The organism is Modestobacter versicolor (assembly GCF_014195485.1).
In the GTDB taxonomy this organism is placed as follows: domain Bacteria; phylum Actinomycetota; class Actinomycetes; order Mycobacteriales; family Geodermatophilaceae; genus Modestobacter; species Modestobacter versicolor.
Map to the genome: position 1 here is coordinate 3,179,660 of NZ_JACIBU010000001.1, position 14,952 is coordinate 3,194,611.

The 14,952-nt window shown below is 73.7% G+C and carries 14 protein-coding genes; 8 read left to right on the forward strand and 6 right to left on the reverse strand.

Annotated elements, in window-relative coordinates:
• Positions 1-6: 6 nt before the first annotated feature.
• The 3 genes from gnd to dnaA all read right to left on the reverse strand — a co-directional run bounded on the left by gnd (position 7) and on the right by dnaA (position 4,795).
• Positions 7-1,110, reverse strand: a complete 1,104-nt coding sequence (gene gnd, locus FHX36_RS15525; RefSeq protein ID WP_110551692.1) for a phosphogluconate dehydrogenase (NAD(+)-dependent, decarboxylating) — start codon at positions 1,108-1,110, stop codon at positions 7-9.
• 38 nt (positions 1,111-1,148) lie between these two features.
• A complete protein-coding gene (dnaN, locus tag FHX36_RS15530) occupies positions 1,149-2,309 on the reverse strand; it encodes a DNA polymerase III subunit beta (protein WP_110551693.1) in 1,161 nt (386 codons plus the stop codon).
• A 629-nt stretch (positions 2,310-2,938) separates the two neighbouring features.
• A complete protein-coding gene (gene dnaA, locus FHX36_RS15535) occupies positions 2,939-4,795 on the reverse strand; it encodes a chromosomal replication initiator protein DnaA (RefSeq protein WP_146251554.1) in 1,857 nt (618 codons plus the stop codon).
• Between the two features lie 693 nt (positions 4,796-5,488).
• Between dnaA and rpmH the strand changes: the two genes are divergently transcribed.
• The 8 genes from rpmH (at position 5,489) to FHX36_RS15575 (ending at position 11,213) form a co-directional block, all read left to right on the forward strand.
• Entirely contained in the window at positions 5,489-5,626 is a 138-nt protein-coding gene (gene rpmH, locus FHX36_RS15540; RefSeq protein ID WP_056296149.1) for a 50S ribosomal protein L34, read from the forward strand.
• A 1-nt stretch (position 5,627) separates the two neighbouring features.
• A complete protein-coding gene (gene rnpA / locus FHX36_RS15545; protein ID WP_110551694.1) occupies positions 5,628-6,020 on the forward strand; it encodes a ribonuclease P protein component in 393 nt (130 codons plus the stop codon).
• Entirely contained in the window at positions 6,017-6,412 is a 396-nt protein-coding gene (yidD, locus tag FHX36_RS15550; RefSeq protein WP_110551695.1) for a membrane protein insertion efficiency factor YidD, read from the forward strand. The genes rnpA and yidD overlap by 4 nt, the downstream gene beginning before the upstream one ends.
• A 4-nt stretch (positions 6,413-6,416) precedes the next feature.
• The gene (yidC, locus tag FHX36_RS15555; protein WP_110551696.1) at positions 6,417-7,514 is read left to right on the forward strand and encodes a membrane protein insertase YidC; all 1,098 of its coding nucleotides are present in this window, start codon (positions 6,417-6,419) and stop codon (positions 7,512-7,514) included.
• A gap of 89 nt (positions 7,515-7,603) precedes the next feature.
• Positions 7,604-8,257, forward strand: coding sequence for a Jag family protein (locus FHX36_RS15560; protein WP_110551697.1), 654 nt, complete (start codon positions 7,604-7,606; stop codon positions 8,255-8,257).
• A gap of 53 nt (positions 8,258-8,310) precedes the next feature.
• Positions 8,311-8,958, forward strand: a complete 648-nt coding sequence (gene rsmG, locus FHX36_RS15565) for a 16S rRNA (guanine(527)-N(7))-methyltransferase RsmG (RefSeq protein WP_181428717.1) — start codon at positions 8,311-8,313, stop codon at positions 8,956-8,958.
• 67 nt (positions 8,959-9,025) lie between these two features.
• A complete protein-coding gene (locus FHX36_RS15570) occupies positions 9,026-10,105 on the forward strand; it encodes a ParA family protein (protein ID WP_110551699.1) in 1,080 nt (359 codons plus the stop codon).
• Between the two features lie 67 nt (positions 10,106-10,172).
• Positions 10,173-11,213, forward strand: a complete 1,041-nt coding sequence (locus FHX36_RS15575) for a ParB/RepB/Spo0J family partition protein (protein ID WP_110551700.1) — start codon at positions 10,173-10,175, stop codon at positions 11,211-11,213.
• 43 nt (positions 11,214-11,256) lie between these two features.
• On the opposite strand, the gene FHX36_RS15580 is transcribed toward FHX36_RS15575, so the two are convergent.
• From FHX36_RS15580 to FHX36_RS15590, 3 genes are all read right to left on the reverse strand, one after another.
• On the reverse strand, positions 11,257-12,246 hold the full coding sequence (locus FHX36_RS15580; protein WP_110551701.1) for a D-alanine--D-alanine ligase family protein: 990 nt from the start codon (positions 12,244-12,246) through the stop codon (positions 11,257-11,259).
• Positions 12,243-13,550: an aminotransferase-like domain-containing protein gene (locus tag FHX36_RS15585; protein WP_246405497.1), complete on the reverse strand. Its 1,308-nt coding sequence runs from the start codon at positions 13,548-13,550 to the stop codon at positions 12,243-12,245. The genes FHX36_RS15580 and FHX36_RS15585 overlap by 4 nt, the downstream gene beginning before the upstream one ends.
• A 177-nt stretch (positions 13,551-13,727) precedes the next feature.
• Complete coding sequence (locus FHX36_RS15590; RefSeq protein ID WP_110551702.1) at positions 13,728-14,870, reverse strand: N-acetylmuramoyl-L-alanine amidase; 1,143 nt, start codon at positions 14,868-14,870, stop codon at positions 13,728-13,730.
• Between the last annotated feature and the right edge of the window lie 82 nt (positions 14,871-14,952).

A 14,952-nucleotide genomic window follows, 5' to 3' on the forward strand; every position in this document is an offset into this window, starting at 1 on the left:
CCGGCGTCATGCGGGCTTCTCGGCCTCCTGGGCCTGGATGGCGTGCACGGCGTGACCGCCGAACTGGTTCCGCAGCGCGGCGACGGCCTTCATCGTCGGGGAGTCGTCCTGGCGGGAGACGAACCGGGCGAACAGCGAGGCGGAGATCGCCGGCATCGGGACGGCGTTGTCGATGGCCGCCTCGACGGTCCACCGGCCCTCGCCGGAGTCCTCGGCGTAGCCGGTGATCCGGTCCAGGCCCGGGTCCTCCTGCAGCGCGCGGACCAGCAGGTCCAGCAGCCAGGAGCGGATGACGGTGCCCTGGGTCCAGGAGGCGACGACGCCGGGGACGTCCTCGATGAGGTCGACCTTCTCGAGCAGCTCGTAGCCCTCGCCGTAGGCCTGCATCATCGCGTACTCGATGCCGTTGTGGACCATCTTGGCGAAGTGGCCGGCGCCGACCGGGCCGGCGTGCACGAAGCCGGCGCCGGGGTCGGCCGGGCTGCCCTCGGCCACCTCGGCCGGCGGCTTGAGCGCGTCGAACACCGGCTGGACCTTGGCGACGTCCTCGGCGGACCCGCCGACCATCAGCGCGTAGCCGTTCTGCAGGCCCCACACGCCGCCGGAGACGCCGGCGTCGACGTAGCCGATGCCCTTGGCGGCCAGCTCGTCGGCGTGGACCTTGTCGTCGGTGTACTTGGAGTTGCCGCCGTCGACGACCACGTCGCCGGGGCTCAGCAGCTCGCCCAGCTCCCGCACGGTGGCCCGGGTCGGGTCGCCCGCGGGCACCATCACCCACACCACGCGGGGGGCCTGCAGCGCCTCGACGAGCCCCTGCAGGCTGTCGACGTCCCGCTTGCCCGGCGAGTGGTCGTAGCCGACCACCTCGTGCCCGGCGCGGCGGATCCGCTCGGCCATGTTGCCGCCCATCTTGCCCAGCCCGACCAGCCCCAGCTGCACGTCCGCTCCCTCAGCTCTCGATGTCTCGCTCGTGTGCCGCGGTCGTCCGCGGCAGGTCTCGGTGGGGGCGCGCTGCGCTGCGGGGCCCCGGTGGACCCGGTTCCCCGGGCCACTCGCCGGCCACCATCGTGCTCGCCCGGTTCTCGACCCGCACCATCGGCCCCGCTGCAAGGGCCCGCGCCGAGCCCGGTGACGTGCTGGGTCCTCGATCAGCCGGGGAGGCGCACCGGCATGATCAGGTAGCGGTAGCTGCCGGCCCGCTCGGCCGGCCGTCCGCCGTCGCCCTCGTCACCCGAGGGCTCCTCGACGCCGGAGAGCACCGCGGGCTTGAGCGCGGTGGTGAAGTCCATCCGGGCCCGGTCGGTGTGCACCGCGGCCAGCCCGTCGAGCAGGAACGTCGGGTTGAAGCCGATGGTCAGCGGGTCGCCGTCGAACTCGACGTCGCAGCGCTCCTCCGCCTGGCCCTCGTCGTCGGTGCCACCGGCGCGCAGCGTCACCTGGCCGGAGGTGAACTCGCAGCGCAGCGGGGTGCCCCGCTCGGCGACCAGGGCCACGCGCTTGGCGGCGTCGGTGAACAGGCCCACCGGCAGCGTGGCGAAGGACGAGGACTCGCTCGGCATGATCGCGCGGTACTTGACGAACTCGGCGTCCAGCAGCCGGGTGGTGGTCTGCCGGTCCTTGCCGGACAGCCCCAGGATCCCCTCGCCCGAGCCGCCCGACGAGAGCGACAGCGTCACCTCGGGGCCGCTGGTCAGCGTCTTGGCGGCGTCGGCCAGCGTGCGGGCCGGCACCAGGACGGCGGCGGACAGGCCCGGGGTCTCCGGGCGCCAGGCGAACTCGCGGACGGCGAGCCGGTAGCGGTCGGTGGCGGCCAGGGTGACCAGGTCGTCCTCGATCTCCAGCCGGACGCCGGTGAGCATCGGCAGGGTGTCGTCGCGCCCGGCGGCGACCGCGACCTGGCTGACCGCCTCGGCGAACGCGTCGCTGTCGACGGTGCCGGCGGTGGAGGGCAGCGAGGGCAGCGACGGGTAGTCCTCGACCGGCAGCGTCGGCAGGCTGAACTTGGCGTTTCCGCAGCTGATCGCCAGCCGGGCGCCCTCGGCGACGACGTCGACCGGGTGCGGCGGCAGGGCCCGGGTGATCTCGGCGAGCAGGCGTCCGGGCACCAGCGTCCGGCCGCTCTCGGTCGACTGGACGTCGACCTCCGAGCGCGCCGACACCTCGTAGTCGAAGCCGGACACCGACAGCTGGTTGCCCTCGACCTCCAGCAGGATCCCGGCGAGCACCGGCACCGACGGCCGCGGCGGCAGGCTGCGCGCCGTCCACGCCACGGCCTCGGCGAGCACCTCACGTGCCACCCGGAACTTCATCTCGTACCCACCCTGTGCTCGTCTGCGCCGGCTCGTCCGGTGCGGTGTGCGGCGCCCATCCTCTCCCGAGGGACCCCCTGCCTGACCAGCCCCATCTGCGAGAGCACTGCTCTGTCGCAGCGTCCCCACCCAGAGTGTGGTTCGAGAACACCCTGGGAGAAGTACTTCATCTTCCTCATCACGGCTGTGGGTTCTGGGGAACGGACCACTTCCTGCAGGTCAGTCCCCGGATGGCCCTGTTGGCCCGCTGTGGGCCGCTGACCCTCCGCCTGTGTCGACACGTGGACAACTCGACCGCCGTGCACCGTCACCGTGCTGTCTCCACCTGCCATCCCCCCTCCACTCGCAGGCTCGTCCCCACACCGTGCGCAGCGAGCCGGTCGTCCACCGTCATCGGTGGGCGACTTGTGGACACGGCGGGGACGGCGGTGGGCGGACGCGGGCCCGGGGCCTGCGCCGTCCCGTCGACGTGCGGCTGAGCTGCCGGTCGGCCCTGCGGACAGCCGCACGGACCGGTAGTCCCCAACCTGTGCACAGAACTGGGGACAAGGCGACAATCGAGGGACCCCGTCGCCCGCCCACCAATTGCGCGCCCGCGGCCGGCCCCTGCGGCGGGGGCCGAGGCGGACCTACGACCGGGCGCGGCTCTTGATCCGGGCGGTCAGCTCGGTGACCTGCGTGTACGTCGCCCGGCGCTCGCTCATCAGCCCGGTGATCTTCTTGACCGCGTGCATGACCGTGGTGTGGTCCTTGCCGCCGAAGGAGGCCCCGATCCGGGGCAGCGACAGCTCGGTGAGCTCCCGGCACAGGTACATGGCGATCTGCCGGGCGTTGACCAGCGTGCGGCTGCGGTTGCTGCCCTGCAGCTCCTCCATCGTCACGGAGAAGTACTCCGCGGTGGCGGCCATGATGATCGCCGCGGTGATCTGCGGGCCCTGCTCGTCGCTGATCAGGTCCTTGAGCACCAGCTCGGCCAGCGCGAGATCGACCGGCTGCTTGTTCAGGCTGGCGAAGGCGGTGACCCGGATCAGCGCGCCCTCGAGCTCGCGGATGTTGGTCTGCACCTTGCTGGCGATGAACTCGAGCACGGCGTCGGGCGCCTGCAGCCGCTCGCCCCACGCCTTCTTCCGCAGGATCGCGATGCGGGTCTCGAGGTCCGGCGCCTGGACGTCGGTGATGAGCCCCCACTCGAAGCGGGTGCGCAGCCGGTCCTCCAGCGTCGTGAGCTTCTTCGGCGCCCGGTCGGAGGTGATGACGATCTGCTTGCTGGCGTTGTGCAGCGTGTTGAAGGTGTGGAAGAACTCCTCCTGGGTGCGCTCGGCGCGCTCCAGGAACTGGATGTCGTCGATCAGCAGGAAGTCGATGTCCCGGTAGCGACGGCGGAAGTCCTCGGCCCGGCCGGAGTGCACCAGGTTGATGAACTCGTTGGTGAACTCCTCGGTGCTCACGTACCGCACCCGCACGTTGGGGAACATCCGGGCCGCGTAGTGCCCGATGGCGTGCAGCAGGTGGGTCTTGCCCAGCCCGGAGTCGCCGTAGATGAACAGCGGGTTGTAGGCGCGCGCCGGCGCCTCGGCCACCGCGACCGCGGCCGCGTGGGCGAACCGGTTGCTGTTGCCGATGACGAAGCTGTCGAAGACGTACTTGGCGTTCAGCCCCGGGTCGAGCCCGGCCGGCCGCCGGTCGGCGAACAGCGGGACGGCGCCCTGGCCGCGCCCCTGCCGGTCGGCCGGACGTCGGTCGTCGGCGGGCCCGCGGCCGGGCTCCCCGGCGTCGTCGGACTCCCGGTCCCACGGGGCCAGCCGCGGCTGGACACCGACCCCGGCGCCGCTGTCGGACCCCGACCACTCCCCCGGGCCGTCCGCGGAGGCCTGCCCGCGGGACCAGTCGCGCCCGTCGCCGGACTCCGGCAGCCAGGCCTCGGCGCGGGCGGCGTCGGCACGCACCCCGAAGGCGCTGCGCCCATCGTCCACCCGGTCGCGATCGGCGCGGTCCTCGGCGGCCCGGTCGTGCGCGGCACGCTCGCGGGCGGCGAGCTCCTGAGAGGCGCGGTCGTGGTCGATGCGGTCCTGGGCGAGCCGGTCCTGGGCGCCGCGCTCGTCGGCCGTCCAGTCCGGGGACTGGCCGACCGGGCCCGGGCGCTCGCGGTCGAGCGGGGCCCAGCGGCGGTCGTCGGCGTCCTCGACCCGGCGCGGCGGGGTGACCGGGGCCGGGTCCGGCTGCGCCGGGACGTCCTCGAGCTGGACGGCGACGCGGATGGCGCGGCCGAACTCGGCAGACAGCGCCTCGGCCAGCTGCATCCGCATCCGCGACTCGAGCACGGTCTGGGTGAACTCGTTCGGCGCGGCCAGCACGGCGGTGTCCTCGACCAGGCCCAGCGGGCGGGTCAGGTTCAGCAGCGCGTTCTGCTGCGGGGACAGGCTGGTGGCGAGCCGCTCGCGGATCTGGTCCCAGACCGTCGCCAGGTCGACCGTGGAGTCGGCCATCGACTGTGTCCCTTCCCGTGCCTTCTCATCAGTGCTCCGCAGCTGCCGTCCACAGGTGGGGACGGGTGCGCAGGCCCCGCTGGATCCCCCGTCCGGTCCCCAGCTGTGGACCGCCGTGGGCAGGTGTGTCCACAAGAGTGTCCACAGTCTGTGCACGCCCGGCGACACGTGGTCCGGCTGCCGGGGGTGCCGGCCGCCGGATCGGGCGTCGTCGCTGGTCGGCGCCCTGTGCGGACGTCGGGGGAAGGAGTGCTGGACCGCCGGGACGACGGGCGGACCGGACGAACAGGCCACCAGGAGTCCAACGCGGAGCGACGGGGACGCTAACAGCTCCATCCACAGCCCGGCAACGACGCCGACCAGCGGGGCCGCACCGGCCGCGGCGTGTCCCTCCGGAGAGCGGTGGGGAGAGGGTGCACCATGGACGGTCCGGCCAGTGCCGCCGGCGCCGCCGCGGCCCGCCGCAGTCCTCCGTGCGTCTCGGCTATGCTGGTCGGAGTCTGTGCACAGGTCCTGGTGGACTCCCCCGCTCCGTGGGGTGCCACCCCGGGCCCGGGCACGGCAGACCAGCCTCGGGTACGGGTGCCGGTCGGGAGGCCCTCGAACGCCGGGCCGACGACCTGCCCGTCCCCGCGTGTGCGGTGCCCGCCCGGGTCCGCGCCGCACCGACGTCGTCAGCAGTGGGAGTCCCTCGTGAGCAAGCGCACGTTCCAGCCGAACAACCGTCGCCGGTCCAAGACCCACGGCTTCCGGCTGCGGATGCGCACCCGTGCCGGTCGCGCCATCCTCGCCGGCCGCCGGCGCAAGGGTCGCGACAAGCTCTCCGCCTGAGGTGCTGCCCGCGCAGGCACGCCTGCGCCGGCGGCCGGAGTTCACCGCGGTGGTGCGGTCCGGCCGGCGTGCCGGGCGTCCGACCCTGGTGCTGCACTACCTCCCCGAACGGCCCGTCGCCCGGTCCGGGGGTCCGCTGGACCCCGAGGCCGGGCCGCGGGCCGGTTTCGTGGTCGGCCGGTCGGTCGGCAACAGCGTCTGCCGGCACCGGGTGACCCGTCAGCTGCGCCACCTCGTGGGTGCGCAGCTGCACCGGCTCCCCCCGACGGCCGACCTCGTGGTCCGGGCCCGTCCCGAGGCCGCCGATGCCGGCTCCGCCGTGCTCGGCCGCGACCTGGACAAGGGCCTGGACCGGCTGCTCGGCGACCGCGCCCCCCGGGCACCCCGGCCGTGAGCGCCTCCCCCGCCCGCGCGCTGCTGGCCGCCGTCCGCTTCTACCAGCGGGCGATCAGCCCGGCGTTCCCGCCGCGGTGCCGGTTCCAGCCCAGCTGCAGCGCCTACGCCGCCGAGGCGATCGAGGTCCACGGTGCGGGGCGGGGCAGCTGGCTGGCCGTACGCCGGCTGGCCAAGTGCGCACCCTGGCACCCGGGCGGGGTCGACCTGGTCCCGCCGCGGGCGGGCACCGCCGGTCCCACCGGAACCGCAGAGCAGACCCACTCGTCGTGCACAGCGGCGCCGGGCCCGAACCCCCCACCGGTGCCGGCGGGAGACGACGACCGTCGTCCCCACCGTGCCACCCCGCCGGCCCCGCGCCGGTCAGCGCAGCAGGAGGCTGGCGTTGCTTGACTGGATGTACACCGCGATCGCGTGGGTGATGAAGCAGTGGCACGCGCTGTTCAGCACCTTCCTGGACCCGGCCGGGGGCATCACCTGGGCGCTGTCGATCGTCTTCCTGGTCATCACCATCCGCATCCTGCTGTTCCGGCTGTTCGTCAAGCAGGTCAAGTCGCAGCGGGCGATGCAGGAGATCCAGCCGGAGATCCAGAAGCTGCGCAAGCAGTACGGCGCTGACAAGCAGGGCTTCAGCCAGGCGATGATGGCGCTGCAGAAGGAGCGCGGGGTCAACCCGCTGGCCGGCTGCCTGCCGCTGCTCCCGCAGATCCCGGTGTTCATCGCGCTGTTCCACGTGCTGCGCCGCCTCGCCCCGGGCAAGGACGGCCTCTACAGCTGGGACGACGCCCTCACCGACCAGGCGTCCAAGGCCGACCTGTTCGGTGCGCCGATCTCCTCGTCGTTCAACATGACGGGCGAGAAGGCCGACGCCATCCTCGCGCTGCCGGGCGTCACCACCACCAGCATCCGGATCGTCGCCTTCGCGCTGATCGTGATCATGTGCGCGACGACCTTCTTCACCCAGAAGCAGATCCAGAAGCGCTCCGGCCCGGTCGAGGGCCAGGCAGCCATGGTGCAGAAGCTGCTGCTCTACGGCATGCCGCTGAGCCTCTTCGTCTCCGGCTTCTTCTTCCCGATCGGCGTGCTGCTCTACTGGTTCACCAACAACCTGTGGACCCTGGGCCAGCAGTTCTACATCCTGAAGAAGCTGCCGCCGCCCGGGTCGCCGGCTGCCCTGGCCAAGGCCGGCGCCGACAAGCCGCAGATCGACCCCAAGACGCTCGCGCCCAAGCCCGGCGCCAAGCCGGTGCGCCCCAAGCCCGGCCGTCCGGCCACCGCCGCCCCCACCTCAACGGTGAGCACCGACGGTTCAGCGGTCGACGCCCCGTCGGTCGACGGCACGCCGGGTGACGGCGTCGTGGGCGCGACCGAGGGCGCTGCCGGTGGCTCGGCCAACGGCCGCCCGGCCGGCGGGGGCAACCGGCCGCGCACCGGGTCGACGGGCAGCCGTTCGGCGCCCGGCCCGGCCAACCGCGGCAAGCGCAAGCGCCGCTGACCGGCGCGGGCACCCGGGCAGCGCCCGCGGCGTGCCCGCCCCTCGACCACCGGGCACACCCCGGCCGCCTGCACGACTTGGAGGACCCCGTGACTGCACCCAACGACCACACCGACACCGTGGCGACGGCTGAGGCCACCTCGGACGCGGTGCTGCCGCAGACCGGTGGGACGGGCGACCCCGCCCTGCCCGATGCCGACCCGGCCTCGTCCGACGCCGTCGTCGAGCCGGTCGACCTCGAGGACGAGGACGACGAGGAGGACGACGACGCCGAGGAGGGTGAGGGCCTGCTCGTCCGCGAGGGCGACGTCGCCGGCGACTACCTCGAGCGGCTGCTCGACATCCTGGACGTCGACGGGGACATCGACCTCGACGTCGAGGGCGACCGCGCGTCGGTCGCCGTGGTCGGCGGCCAGCTCAAGACGCTGATCGGACCGGACGGCGCCACGCTGGAGGCGCTGCAGGAGCTCACCCGGCTCGCGGTGGCCCAGTCCACCGGGGTGCGCAGCCGGCTGATGCTGGACATCGGCGGGTTCCGCGCCAAGCGCCGGGCCGACCTGACCAGCCTGGCCTCCGCCGCCGCCGAGCGGGTGGCCGAGAGCCGCCAGCCCGAACGGCTGTCGGCGATGAACCCCTTCGAGCGCAAGGTCGTGCACGACGTCATCGCCGCGGCGTCCGGCGTGCACAGCGAGTCGGAGGGCGAGGAGCCGAACCGCCGCGTCGTGGTCCTGCCGGACGCGTGACGCCGCCGGTCCCGCCCGAGGGCGAGGCAGTTCCGGAGGTTGTCGTTCCGGAAGTGCCCGCCCTGGCGTCCGCCGTCTTCGGCGAGGCCACCGAGGCCGTCGCCCGGTACGTGGCCATGCTCGCCGGTGACGGCGTCGTGCGCGGGCTGATCGGCCCGCGGGAGGTCCCGCGGCTGTGGGACCGGCACGTGCTGAACAGCGCTGCCCTGGCCGAGGCGGTACCGCAGGGTGCCCGGGTGGTCGACGTCGGCAGTGGCGCCGGCCTGCCCGGCATCCCGCTGGGGCTTGCCCGGCCGGACCTCACGCTCACCATGGTCGAGCCGATGGCCCGGCGGGTGGAGTTCCTGCAGGACGTCGTAGAGGCGCTGGAGGCTCCGTGGCGGATCGTTCGCGGGCGGGCGGAGGAGCGCTCCGTCGTCCGTGCGGTCGGACCGGTCGACGTCGTCACCGCTCGGGCGGTCGCCCCGCTGCCCCGCCTCGTCGGCTGGTGCCGCGGGCTGCTCGCTCCCGGGGCGCAGCTGATCGCCCTCGTCGGGGCCAAGGCGGCCGCTGAGGTGCCCTCCCTGGTGCCCGAACTGGAGGCGGCCGGCATGCGCGACGTCCACACCCGGGCTGTCGGTGTCGAGCTCGGTGCGGCAGCCACTACCGTGGTGGTCATGACGCGCGGAGGAACACCACGACCTGCGCGCTCGGCGGGTTGAGCGGTCGCGTTCCACGTGGAACACAGGCACCGTTCCACGTGGAACAGACCGTGAGGAGGAAGCACCGATGACGGACCCGGGCGAGCGGCTGCGCAACAGCCTCGCCGCCGACCAGGCAGTCACTGCTGACTTCGACAGCCCGATCGCCATGGAGGCGATGCGGGCGACCCGCGTCCTGCACGCGGCGGACCAGGACCCCTTCCCCGCCCCCGGGCGCATCCGGGTGGTCACCATCGCCAACCAGAAGGGCGGCGTCGGCAAGACCACCTCGACCGTCAACCTGGGGGTGGCGCTGGCGATGTACGGCCTGCGCACCCTGGTGATCGACCTGGACCCCCAGGGGAACGCGAGCACCGCCCTCGGGGTCGAGCACACGGTGCGGACGCCGTCGATCTACGACGCCCTGGTCGGCGACAACACGCTGGCCGAGGTCACCCACCCGACGACTGCCAGCCCCAACCTGTTCTGCGTGCCGGCGACCATCGACCTGGCCGGCGCGGAGATCGAGCTCGTCTCCGTCGTGGCGCGCGAGCACCGTCTCCGCCGCTCGATCGAGGCGTACCTGCACGAGCTCCCCGCCGAGGAGCGCCCGCACTACGTCCTCATCGACTGCCCGCCGTCGCTGGGTCTGCTGACGCTGAACGCGCTGGTGGCCGGTGACGAGGTGCTCATCCCCATCCAGTGCGAGTACTACGCGCTGGAGGGCCTCGGGCAGCTGCTCTCCAACATCGACCTCGTCCGGCAGCACCTCAACCCGGGCATCTCGGTGAGCACCATCCTGCTCACCATGTACGACGGGCGCACCAAGCTCGCCGACCAGGTCGCCGACGAGGTGCGCAACCACTTCGGCGAGCTCGTCCTGAAGGCCGTCATCCCGCGGAACGTCCGGGTGAGCGAGGCGCCGGGCTACGGCCAGTCGGTGCTCACCTACGACCCGGGTTCCCGGGGGTCGACCAGCTACGTCGAGGCCGCCCGCGAGTTCGCCCACCGGGGTGTCGGCCTGCCCCAGGTGGTCGCACCCCCGAAGGCCGCCCCGCCACCGCCGGTGGCCGCTCCCCCGCCCGCCATGGGCCCGCCGTCCGTCGCCGCCCTGGTACTCGGCGAGCCGGTCGCCGGCCCGGCCCAGCGCGGACGGCACGCGACGTGACCGTCGTCCGCACCCTGACCACCGCCCGGCCGCACCTGCGGTCCCCGGGCACCTGCGAGGAGGACCAGTGACGAAGCGCGGCGGTCTCGGCCGGGGCCTGGCGGCCCTCATCCCCACCAGTGCACCCGCTCCGACGGCGACCCCGGCGGCGCGTGCCGCTGAGGCTGCTGAGGCGGCTGGTGCTGCTGCGGTCGAGCAGACCGGGGCAGCGCCGCCGGCCACCGACGCCGGCCGCACGGCGTCGGTGCACGAGCTCCCCGCGCGGGTGCTCGAGGAGGTCGCGGGCGTGCCCGGCGCGCAGCTGCGCGAGGTCCCGGTGGGCGACGTCGTCCCCAACCCGAAGCAGCCCCGGCAGGTCTTCGACGACGAGGCGCTGGAGGAGCTCACCCACTCGGTGCGCGAGTTCGGGTTGCTCCAGCCGATCGTCGTCCGCGAGGCCGCGGACGGTACGTACGAGCTGATCATGGGCGAGCGCCGGCTGCGCGCCTCCCGGGCCGCGGGCCTGGCGACGGTGCCGGCGATCGTCCGGGACACCACCGACGACGCCATGCTCCGCGACGCGCTGCTGGAGAACATCCACCGCGTCCAGCTCAACCCGCTGGAGGAGGCCGCCGCCTACCAGCAGCTGCTGGAGGAGTTCGGCGCCACCCACGAGGAGCTGGCCAGCAAGATCGGCCGCAGCCGCTCCCAGGTCACCAACACCATCCGGCTGATGAAGCTGCCGGTGAAGGTGCAGACCCGGGTCGCCGCCGGCGTCATCTCCGCCGGCCACGCCCGTGCGCTGCTCGGCCTGCCCGACGCCGAGGCCCAGGACGCGCTGGCGACCCGGATCGTCGCCGAGGGCATGTCGGTGCGGGCCACCGAGGAGGCGGTCGCGATGGCGGTCGCGGAGAGCCCGACGGCTGCCCGCCGGTCGTCCCGCAAGATCACCGCGCCGGGGGTCGAGGACCTGGCCGGCCGGCTGTCCGACGTCTTCGAGACGAAGGTCAAGGTGCAGATCGGCCGCGCCAAGGGGCGCATCGTCGTCGAGTTCGGCTCGGTCGACGACCTGCAGCGGATCGTCGGGATGATGGCCCCGGACATCACCGGGCGCTCCACGCCCTCCTGAGCAAGGGCCTACCGCCCGTTCCGTCACTGACGGAACGGGCGGCTCACTCGCCGGGGTGCGCGGCGCGGGTGAGCAGCCGGCCGAGGACGTCCCCGAGTCGGTAGCCGGCGGCCTCGACGGCCATCGGGAACATCGAGGTCTCGGTCAGGCCCGGGGAGACGTTCACCTCGAGGAAGTGCACCTCGCCGTCCGGCGTGACGATGGCGTCGGTGCGGGACAGGCCGGCGAGCCCCAGCACCTCGTGCACCCGCAGCGCCACCTCGCTCGCCCGCGCGGCCACCTCGTCGGAGACCCGGGCCGGCGAGTGGTACTCGGTGAGCCCCGGGGTGTACCGCGAGGTGTAGTCGAAGACGCCGGACTCCGGCGCGATCTCCACGGCCGGCAGCGCCTCCGGGCCCTCGCCCAGGTCGATGACCGACAGCGCGAGCTCCACCCCGTCGACGAAGCGCTCGACCATGACCGTGTCGCCGTAGGCGAAGCAGCTGACCATCGCGGCCGGGAGGTCCTCGACCCGGCTGATCTTCTGCACGCCGAGGGACGAGCCGCCGGAGGCGGGCTTGACCATCAGCGGCAGCCCCAGCCGGGCGACGATGAGGTCCAGCACCGCACCGGCGCCCAGCTCGCGGAAGGTGCTGTGCGGCAGCGCGACCCAGTCCGGCGTCGACACCCCGGCGGTCCGGACCACCGACTTCGCCGCAGGCTTGTCCCAGGCGAGCCGGCAGGCCGCGGCGGGCGAGCCGACGTAGGGCACGCCGGCCAGGTCGAGCACCGCGCGCAGCGCGCCGTCCTCGCCGGTGGCCCCGTGCAGGGCGATGAAGACGGCGTCGACCGGAGCCGCGGACAGCCCGGGCAGCAGCTCGGCGTCGGCGTCGTGCAGCTCGGCCTCGAGGCCCGCACGGGTGAGCGCCTCGACGACCTGGCCACCGGAGTTGATGCTCACCTCGCGCTCGAAGGTCAGCCCGCCGGCGAGCACCAGGGCGCGCAGCGGCTCCTTGCGGGGGGTGTCCACCGGTGCGGCGGCCGGCTCGCTCATGGCTGCTGGTCCTCGTCTGCGTGCGGCGGGGTGCCGCTGTTGGCCGGCCCGATGACCGGTGCGGAGTAGGGGGCGGGCGGCACCGGGCGGGCCGGGACCGCCCGGAACGTGCCGGTGTCGACCGCGTCGAAGGTGGAGTGCAGGTCGAGCTCGGCCTCGATCACCCGGGCCAGCCGGCGCACGCCCTCCCGGATCCGGTCCGGCTCGGGGTAGCAGTAGGAGAGCCGCATGTACTCGCGGCCCTGCCCGTCGGCGTAGAAGCCGATGCCGGGCACGTAGGCGACGTGGGCGGCGACCGCGCGCGGCTGCATGAGCTTGGCGTCCAGCCCGTGCGGCAGCTTCAGCCACACGTAGAACCCGCCGTCCGGCCGGGTCCAGGTGGTGCCGGGCGGCATCAGCGCGGTGAGCGACTCCAGGGTGGCGTCCCGGCGCTCCCGGTACAGCTCGGTGAAGACCTTGATCTGCTCGCGCCAGGGCTGGGTGTCCAGGTACCGGGCGACGGCGTACTGGGTCAGCGACGGCGGGCAGAGCACCTGCGCCTCGGTGGCGAGCACCAGCTTCTCGCGCACGGCCAGCGGCGCCAGCACCCAGCCGACCCGCAGCCCGGGCGAGAACGTCTTGGAGAACGAGCCCAGGTAGATGACCCGTTCCTCGTTGCGGGCCCGCAGCGCGCGCATCGGCTCGTGGTCGAAGCCGAGCAGGCCGTACGGGTTGTCCTCGATCACCAGCAGGTCGTACTGGTCGGCGATCGCGATGATCGCGTCGCGCCGCGGCTCGGACAGCGTGACGCCGGCCGGGTTGTGGAAGTTGGGCACCGTGTAGAGGAACTTGACCCGGTCGCCGCGGGCGCGGCACTCCAGCAGCGCCTGCTCCAGCGCCTCGGGCACCAGCCCGTGCTCGTCCATGGCCACGTGCCGGACCTGCGCCTGCGCGGCCTGGAACACCCCGAGCGCGCCCACGTAGGACGGCGCTTCGGCGAGGATGACGTCGCCGGGGTCGACGAAGACGCGGGTGACCAGGTCCAGGCCCTGCTGCGAGCCGACGGTGACGACGACCTCGCTGGCGCGGGCGTCGGTGATCCCCTCGAGGGCCATGACGTCGCAGATCCGCTCCCGGAGGCGGGGGTCGCCCTGCCCCGATCCGTACTGCAGGGTCTGCGCGCCCATCCCGGAGACGAGCTCGCCGATCATCGAGCCGACCGCGTCCAGCGGCAGCGCGGTCACCGCGGGCATGCCGCCGGCGAGCGAGACGACCTCCGGGCGGCTCACCACCGAGAACAGCGCCCGGATCTCCGAGCTCTTCATCCCGTGCGTGCGTGCTGCGTACCGGTCTGCCAGGGGGTCCAGCCGCGGGTGCCGCGGGGAGACGTGCGGGGACGCACTGGAGGAGTACGCCCCGGCCTGACCGGTTCCGACCGCGGGGTCGGGCACAGGAGGGGTCACCCCGGGGAGTCTACGGCGCATCCCGCCCGGTGGTCCCGCTCAGCCGGTGGGCGAGCTCAACCGGGGCGGCAGCAGGAAGGTGCCGGTCGGCGGGTCCGCCTCGGCGGGCAGGAACAGCCGCTGGACGGCCGCGACGACCGCCTGGGCGACCGTGCTGCGCAGCCGGGCGTCGAGCAGCAGCAGCCGGTCGACCGGGTGCGAGAGGTACCCGCAGTCGATCCGGACGGCGGGCATCCGGGTCATCCGCAGGATGTCCCACGTCTTGGGGTGCGACCCGCAGTCGAGCATGCCGGTGCGCGCGATGACCTCGCGGCGGACCAGGTTGGCGAACTGCTCGCCGACCGTGGAGCTCGCCCCGGAGCCGGTGCCGTAGTAGTAGCTGGCCACGCCCCGGGCGTGCGCCGAGCCGTGCGCCTCCATGTGCAGGGAGAGGAACAGGTCGGCGCGGGTCTCGTTGGCGAACGCGGTGCGCTCCCCGACGACCGGGTCGCCGGTGCGGCCGCGGGTCAGGTAGACGGTGGCACCGGCCGCGGCCAGCCGCCCCTCGATCCGGGAGGCGAGGTCGAAGACCAGGTCGGACTCGGTGGTCTCCCCCGCGGTGTACCCGGTGTCCTCGCCGCCGTGGCCGGGGTCGATGACGATGACCCGGCCGATCAGGTGCGAGCCGGACTCGACCATCGACGCGCTCTGCCGGAGCAGCTGCGGGCGGCCACCGGTGACCCGCCGGCCCAGCTGCTTGAGCGCCCGGAGGGTCGCCGGGCCGCAGGTGCCGTCGGCGGTCAGCCCGTAGTCGCGCTGGAAGTTGCGCAGCCCCTGCTCGGTCTCCGCGCCCAGGATGCCGTCGGCCCGACCGGCGTCGTAGCCCAGCTCGAGCAGCAGCTCCTGCAGCCGGCGGACGTCGTCACCGCGCGCCGGGCGCTCGGGGTCGTAGCGGAGCAGCCGGTCGCCGAGCGACCACCGCGCCTCGTGCAGCGCGCGGTAGGTCTCGTCGCCGACCCGGCCGTCGACCGAGAGCCCCCGCACCTGCTGGAAGTGCCGGACGGCGAGCTCGGTGGGCTGGTCGAACTCCGCCGCGGGTGCGGCCGGCTGCGCCGGGTCGCCGTCGAGGAGGCCGAGGGAGCGCAGCACCGCCTGCACCTCGGCCACGGCGGGGCCGGTGCTGCCGGGTCGCAGGACGTCCATGCGGAGGTGATCGCTCCTGTCGTCTCGGTCGGGTGACGGGTGTCGCTCACCGACGATTGTGGCTGGTGTGCGCCAGTGGTGC

Coding starts and splice junctions, on each gene's coding strand:
- dnaN (WP_110551693.1), bottom strand. CDS start 2,309: ATGAAGTTCCGGGTGGCACGTGAGGTGCTCGCCGAGGCCGTGGCGTGG.
- dnaA (WP_146251554.1), bottom strand. CDS start 4,795: ATGGCCGACTCCACGGTCGACCTGGCGACGGTCTGGGACCAGATCCGC.
- yidC (WP_110551696.1), top strand. CDS start 6,417: ATGTACACCGCGATCGCGTGGGTGATGAAGCAGTGGCACGCGCTGTTC.
- FHX36_RS15570 (WP_110551699.1), top strand. CDS start 9,026: ATGACGGACCCGGGCGAGCGGCTGCGCAACAGCCTCGCCGCCGACCAG.
- FHX36_RS15580 (WP_110551701.1), bottom strand. CDS start 12,246: ATGAGCGAGCCGGCCGCCGCACCGGTGGACACCCCCCGCAAGGAGCCG.
- FHX36_RS15585 (WP_246405497.1), bottom strand. CDS start 13,550: ATGAAGAGCTCGGAGATCCGGGCGCTGTTCTCGGTGGTGAGCCGCCCG.
- FHX36_RS15590 (WP_110551702.1), bottom strand. CDS start 14,870: ATGGACGTCCTGCGACCCGGCAGCACCGGCCCCGCCGTGGCCGAGGTG.